This is a genomic window from Hydrocoleum sp. CS-953, assembly GCF_002260545.1.
Lineage (GTDB): Bacteria > Cyanobacteriota > Cyanobacteriia > Cyanobacteriales > Microcoleaceae > Trichodesmium.
Genome location: NZ_LGSU01000976.1, coordinates 1 through 5,765, shown reverse-complemented (window position 1 = coordinate 5,765; position 5,765 = coordinate 1). Strand labels below are relative to the sequence as shown.

2 protein-coding genes and 1 pseudogene are annotated in these 5,765 nt (G+C 36.1%); 2 read left to right on the top strand and 1 reads right to left on the bottom strand.

Annotation, left to right across the window (positions count from 1 at the left end; all coding sequences use genetic code 11):
* Positions 1-1,540: 1,540 nt before the first annotated feature.
* Positions 1,541-2,095, bottom strand: a complete 555-nt coding sequence (locus tag AFK68_RS13740; RefSeq protein WP_094673291.1) for a hypothetical protein — start codon at positions 2,093-2,095, stop codon at positions 1,541-1,543.
* A 699-nt stretch (positions 2,096-2,794) separates the two neighbouring features.
* Here AFK68_RS13740 and AFK68_RS45105 point away from each other — a divergent pair.
* Positions 2,795-3,075, top strand: a pseudogene (locus tag AFK68_RS45105) (hypothetical protein); the annotation flags it as partial.
* A gap of 1 nt (position 3,076) precedes the next feature.
* Positions 3,077-4,648, top strand: a 1,572-nt coding sequence (locus tag AFK68_RS13735; protein WP_143437853.1) for an iron uptake porin, incomplete at its 5' end; no start/stop codon positions are given.
* Positions 4,649-5,765 lie beyond the last annotated feature (1,117 nt).

Sequence of the window (5,765 nt, the reverse complement as noted above, 5' to 3'; positions counted from 1 at the left end):
CTCTTTATTGGGGAGGCTTTCAACCTGAATTATTTAATTATTTAATTATTAATTATTGGGTAAAGAAGGGAAAACAGCATTAAATAGAANTATAGTTAGGTAACCTATCCATCCCATCCTACGGAATGCTCCACAAAGGACTACTTTATTTCTCTTTATTGGGGAGGCTTTCAACCTGAATTATTTAATTATTTAATTATTAATTATTGGGTAAAGAAGGGAAAACAGCATTAAATAGAATAGTAGCTTTACACAAGGTTTAATGGATACTCAATACAGAATTTTTTGACTAGGAAAAGACTCAATTTTAAGGAACAGGGAATAGGGAATATTTATTAATTGATAATGGATAACGGATAATTGATAATTACCTCTCCCTCAAAGGAAGAGGATTGACTAAAAGGAAAAAATTTATTTCTTGAGAGGAGATTGGATATAGTTAGGTAACCCATTCATCCCATCCTACGGAATGCTCCGCAAAGGACTACTTTATTCCTCTTTATTGGGGAGGCTTTCAACCTGAATTATTTAATTATTTAATTATTAATTATTGGGTAAAGAAGGGAAAACAGCATTAAATAGAATAGTAGTTTTAGACAAGGTTTAATGCATACTCAAGACAGAATTTTTTGACTAGGAAAAGACTCAATCNATTGGGGAGGCTTTCAACCTGAATTATTTAATTATTTAATTATTAATTATTGGGTAAAGAAGGGAAAACAGCATTAAATAGAATAGTAGTTTTAGACAAGGTTTAATGCATACTCAAGACAGAATTTTTTGACTAGGAAAAGACTCAATCTAGATTTACATCTCATTTGAAAATGCTATATGCTAAAACTTACCGAAAAATCAACGTATAAAGTTTTTTTATTTATCGATAAAAAAGAAAAAAAATTCTTTTAGCATTAATTTAGGTTAGGTAATTTCAGTTCTCAGTTCTCAGTAACCTCTGGCTTTTTATGCAGTATGACAAACGGAAACCTAGAGGCTTGAAATAATCAACTTTTATTTTTTCATCCCCATTAGAAAGGGGAGGCTTTGAACATCTTTATTTTGGGGAGAACGATAGTTAAACTCAACAAAGTCTTGGCGTAAATTTGGGTTAATTATTCAGATAAACAGCACTAATTTAGGTTGGGTAATTTCAGTTCTCAGTTAGCCTCCTATGGTCGTAACTGCGTTTTTTCCTATAGGGAATGCTCCGCTTTCCATGTCGCGCAGCGTTAACGAAGTTGTGCGTTAGCTAAACAGTTATTAGTTCTCAGTTAGCCTCCTACGGAGGAGCTTTCCTTTCCTGCGGAATGCTACGCAAACGCTTTTCATGTCGCGCAGCGAAACAGTAACCTCTGGCTTTTTGTGCAGCATGACAAACGGAAACCTAGAGGCTTGAAATAATTAACTTTTATCTTTCATCCCCTTAAAAGGGAAGGCTTTGAACCTCTTTTTTTTATATAACGATAGTGAAACTCAACAAAGTCGCTGTGCTAAAGTTTCCTCAACTAAACTTACAATTAAAACTATTTTTTCTGATAGAAAATTATTCTTCTTTTTCATCTTCATCAAATAAAAGAGTTACACTACCAGAATCTTCTTCAATTGTTTTTATTCCCTGGCAATATTTAATAGGATTAACTTTCTCTTCACTCGTTAAGAATGTTTTTCCTCCACTACTCCTACATAAGTATTTACTAATCTTTTCAAATTCTTCTTGACTACTTGCTTCTTCAGCTACTCCCATAACTTCCCAATAGGAATCTAAAACTTTCTCTCCTTCACCTAATTTATCATAAATTACCCCTACATAGAAAAGAGCGCGAGCTTCTGCTTCTAAGTTACCCATTTCTCGCCGCATTTTTAATACTTGCTGAAACTTTTCTAATGCTTTTTCAAATTCCCAGTCTTGATAATATGCTGCTCCCTCTTTCAATAACCTATCTATTTTAGATTGACTGTTAGATTGACTATAAGAAATATCCTGTGCAAATCCAGGAGAATTTTTTAATTTTCCTCCTTGAGCTAATTCTTCAATAGTGGGGAAACTCAAAACTAAAGCAGTAGTAATAACCCCTAGACATTTAACCCAATAACCCATAAATTAATACCTCCTTCAATAATTAACAATTAACAATTAATAATTACCTCATAACTTTATACTTATTTATACTTAATACTGAATATAAATGAATTAACACTCAATACTAAGAAAGTATTTATCAAGTAAATCTTAAGGGAAAAATTTTGCTATTTGCTGGGTTACGGCGTATCTTAAACCACGAAAAATTACAGTTATATCCCCGCCTAACCTACCCTACTAGACCGACAAAGCTAAAATGATGCGTTACATAATTGGGGGCGGGTTTATCTAATTTTAGGTGAAAACTCATTAATTTAACGGGAAAACCCACCCCTACTATTGCAACATTTTAGGTGTGTCACGCCACTACAACAAGGGCTTAAAGTTTTGTTGATAAACAGTCTCTAATCCTCATCTAAATCTAATTAATTGTGAACCAACTCATCTTTGCTATTAGGTCTCCTTTAAGTATTTTGGCAAATACACAGATTTCCCAAACTTTTTCCGTAGAACTAACTAATTGAAATTGCTTATACTACCATCTTACCTTATTATATGTTGACCTCTAAGTATAAGCAAGAGGTACACAAGTTAAGTAAATATACTGTTGATGTGAGGACTAATCAAGTGAATGGTAAACTTTTATTAACTTTAAGTTCAGTATTTATTTTATCAATTCCTGTAACATTAGCAAAATCCGCAACCGGATTAACACAGATAAACTCCACAGAATTTGAACCACAAAATAAATCCCTTCCCCATCTACTATCACCACCAATATCACAAGGACTAACTTACCCCAAATCGGTCTTTACAAAAGTTCAAGCAAAACCTCTAGAACTAGCACAAGCATTAGATGAATACGACGACCTCTCCGTACTAGAGCAAGTAAACTCCGTATCCCAACTATCAGATATCCAACCTACTGACTGGGCATTTCAAGCATTACAATCATTAGTAGAACGTTACGGCTGTATAGCAGGATATCCAGATGGCACNCTAACTTACCCCAAATCGGTCTTTACAAAAGTTCAAGCAAAACCTCTAGAACTAGCACAAGCATTAGATGAATACGACGACCTCTCCGTACTAGAGCAAGTAAACTCCGTATCCCAACTATCAGATATCCAACCTACTGACTGGGCATTTCAAGCATTACAATCATTAGTAGAACGTTACGGCTGTATAGCAGGATATCCAGATGGCACCTATAGAGGCAACCGTGCCATGAACCGCCTCGAATTTGCGGCCGGGTTAAACGCTTGCTTAGACAGAATGACAGAACTAATTGAAATATCCACAACAGATTTAGCCACTCGCGAGGATATGGCCAAAGTTCAACGTTTAGTCGAAGAATTTGCCCCAGAGTTAGCAGCGCTCCGTGGACGAATGGATGCCCTAGAAGCTCGGACTGCCGAACTAGAATTCAATAGATTTAATGGTACAACTACTATATTTGGTGGAGAAGTAATATTTGGTTTAGCCAACGGTTTTGGTGGAGAAGATGTAGAAAATGCTCGTGGACGTGGAGGCGGGGACGAAAATACAATTTTTAATTATCTAGTCCGACTGCAAACCGCCACAACTTTTACAGGAAAAGACCGCTTGCGAGTAGAGTTAGGTTCGGCAAACTTTAGAGATTTGAGTTTTGCAGGTCAGCAGTCATTTAATACAGATATGGCTATCCTCTCTTACCAAACAGACACAGATGATGATTTTCAAATATTTAAGTTAGAATATCGTTTTCCAGCTTTTGGCGATCGCGTAGTTTTCACATTCCGACCTGTCAACTTTAGCTTAAATAGCATCCTGACAGCTAACTCCCCTTATTTTGATGCGGGTCGTGGTTCCATTTCTCGGTTTACCGACTCCAGTCCCCTATTTAAAATAGGTAGACTAGACTCCGGTTTAGGTTTTGACTGGTTAATTACCGACAAAGTACGTTTACAAGTTGCCTACGGTACGCGGGATAGTGAAAATCCTGGTAATGGCCCTACTGGACAAGGTGGTATTACTGATGCGGGTCACAGTGCTACAGGAGTCCAATTTTTAACTGTACCGTTTGATAATGTCTTAACTGGCGTTACCTATATAAATGCTTATTCAGAAGATGGTTTTCTAGATACCTTTACGGGTAGTTTAAATGCTGATACTTCTGGAGGTTTAAGCAGACCTGCCAATATTAACGCCGTCGGTGGTACAGTGCAATGGCGAGTTTGGCAAAAAATAACTCTAGCTGCTTGGGGAGGATGGGTATTTACAAATTATATTAATTCTGATGCTCATGCCACTTCTAATACTTATTTATTTTCTGTGGGGATGTCTGACCCTTTTGGTCGGGAAGGAGATTTATTTGCCGTATTATTTGGTAAACCTTTAAAATTAGTAGATGGAGATAATGGTATTCAAGAAGATGAGGATACCTCCTATCACATTGAAACTTTTTACAGATATAAATTGAGCGATAATATCACAATTACTCCTGGATTTTTTGTAGTAACAAATCCAGAACATAATGAAGATAATGAAACAATTGTCATTGGAGTTTTACGGACAACTTTCCGTTTTTAAACAATGCTCGTAGTATAGCTCTAGCCCCATTTTTAATAAATATATTTGGCGCTGAAGCCCAACTACAAACCTAAAAAAAATTAATCCTCGTAGTATAGCTCTAACCCCATTTTTAATAAATATATTTGGGGCGTTGAAGCCCAACTACAAACTAAAAAAATTAATCCTCGTAGTATAGCTCTCAACCCCATTATTTATGAATAAAGATATTTGGGGCGTTGAAGTGCAACTAAAAACCGTTTTTAGGAGTTAATAATGCTAGAAAAAAATTACCGACAAAAAGAAAATTTAGAACAACTAAAATTAATCATCCGTCTATCTCTGTTAAAAATTCTAGTCCTGCCTTTCTTCTTACTTCTTCCTTCTTTCTTCTTCCTTAACTTAATATCTACTGCTAATGCTCAAGAAGAAGATAATAGCAAACCTGCTGAACGGAAAATTAAGGTACCTTTTTTTGAGGAAGAAAGAAGATTAGATGCTGATAATGCCTTCAGTGGCTTTTCTAATACTTTTTTAAATGATGCTCTAGGTGGCACAGGAGACCCAATGGGTAGAGGAACTGTACCTGGTTCAGATTTTACTATGTCCCCCAATGNCTACTGCTAATGCTCAAGAAGAAGATAATAGCAAACCTGCTGAACGGAAAATTAAGGTACCTTTTTTTGAGGAAGAAAGAAGATTAGATGCTGATAATGCCTTCAGTGGCTTTTCTAATACTTTTTTAAATGATGCTCTAGGTGGCACAGGAGACCCAATGGGTAGAGGAACTGTACCTGGTTCAGATTTTACTATGTCCCCCAATGTGTCAAACTCAGAATTTGCTGACCCTAGTCGTGGACTTGATAATGGTGGAGGGATGAGAGGAGGTTCTCAACCTAGTGCTGGAGGAGGTGGTCGTATCTCACCTACACCTATAAATGGAGGAGGTAGAGGTATTTTCCAAAATTTACCATCGAGATAATAGTTTATCTTTAGATAGTATTTGTAGGTTGGGTTTCGTTACCTTAACCCAACACACAATATTAATTAGCACTTAGACACCAGACTAGATATATAGCGTGAAAAACTATAACGTTATAGTTTTTGAACTCTATATATTGTAGCTTTGGGTAAGTTC

Excerpts from the sequence above, each read along its gene's own strand:
- AFK68_RS13740 (WP_094673291.1), bottom strand. The coding sequence starts at position 2,095 with ATGGGTTATTGGGTTAAATGTCTAGGGGTTATTACTACTGCTTTAGTT.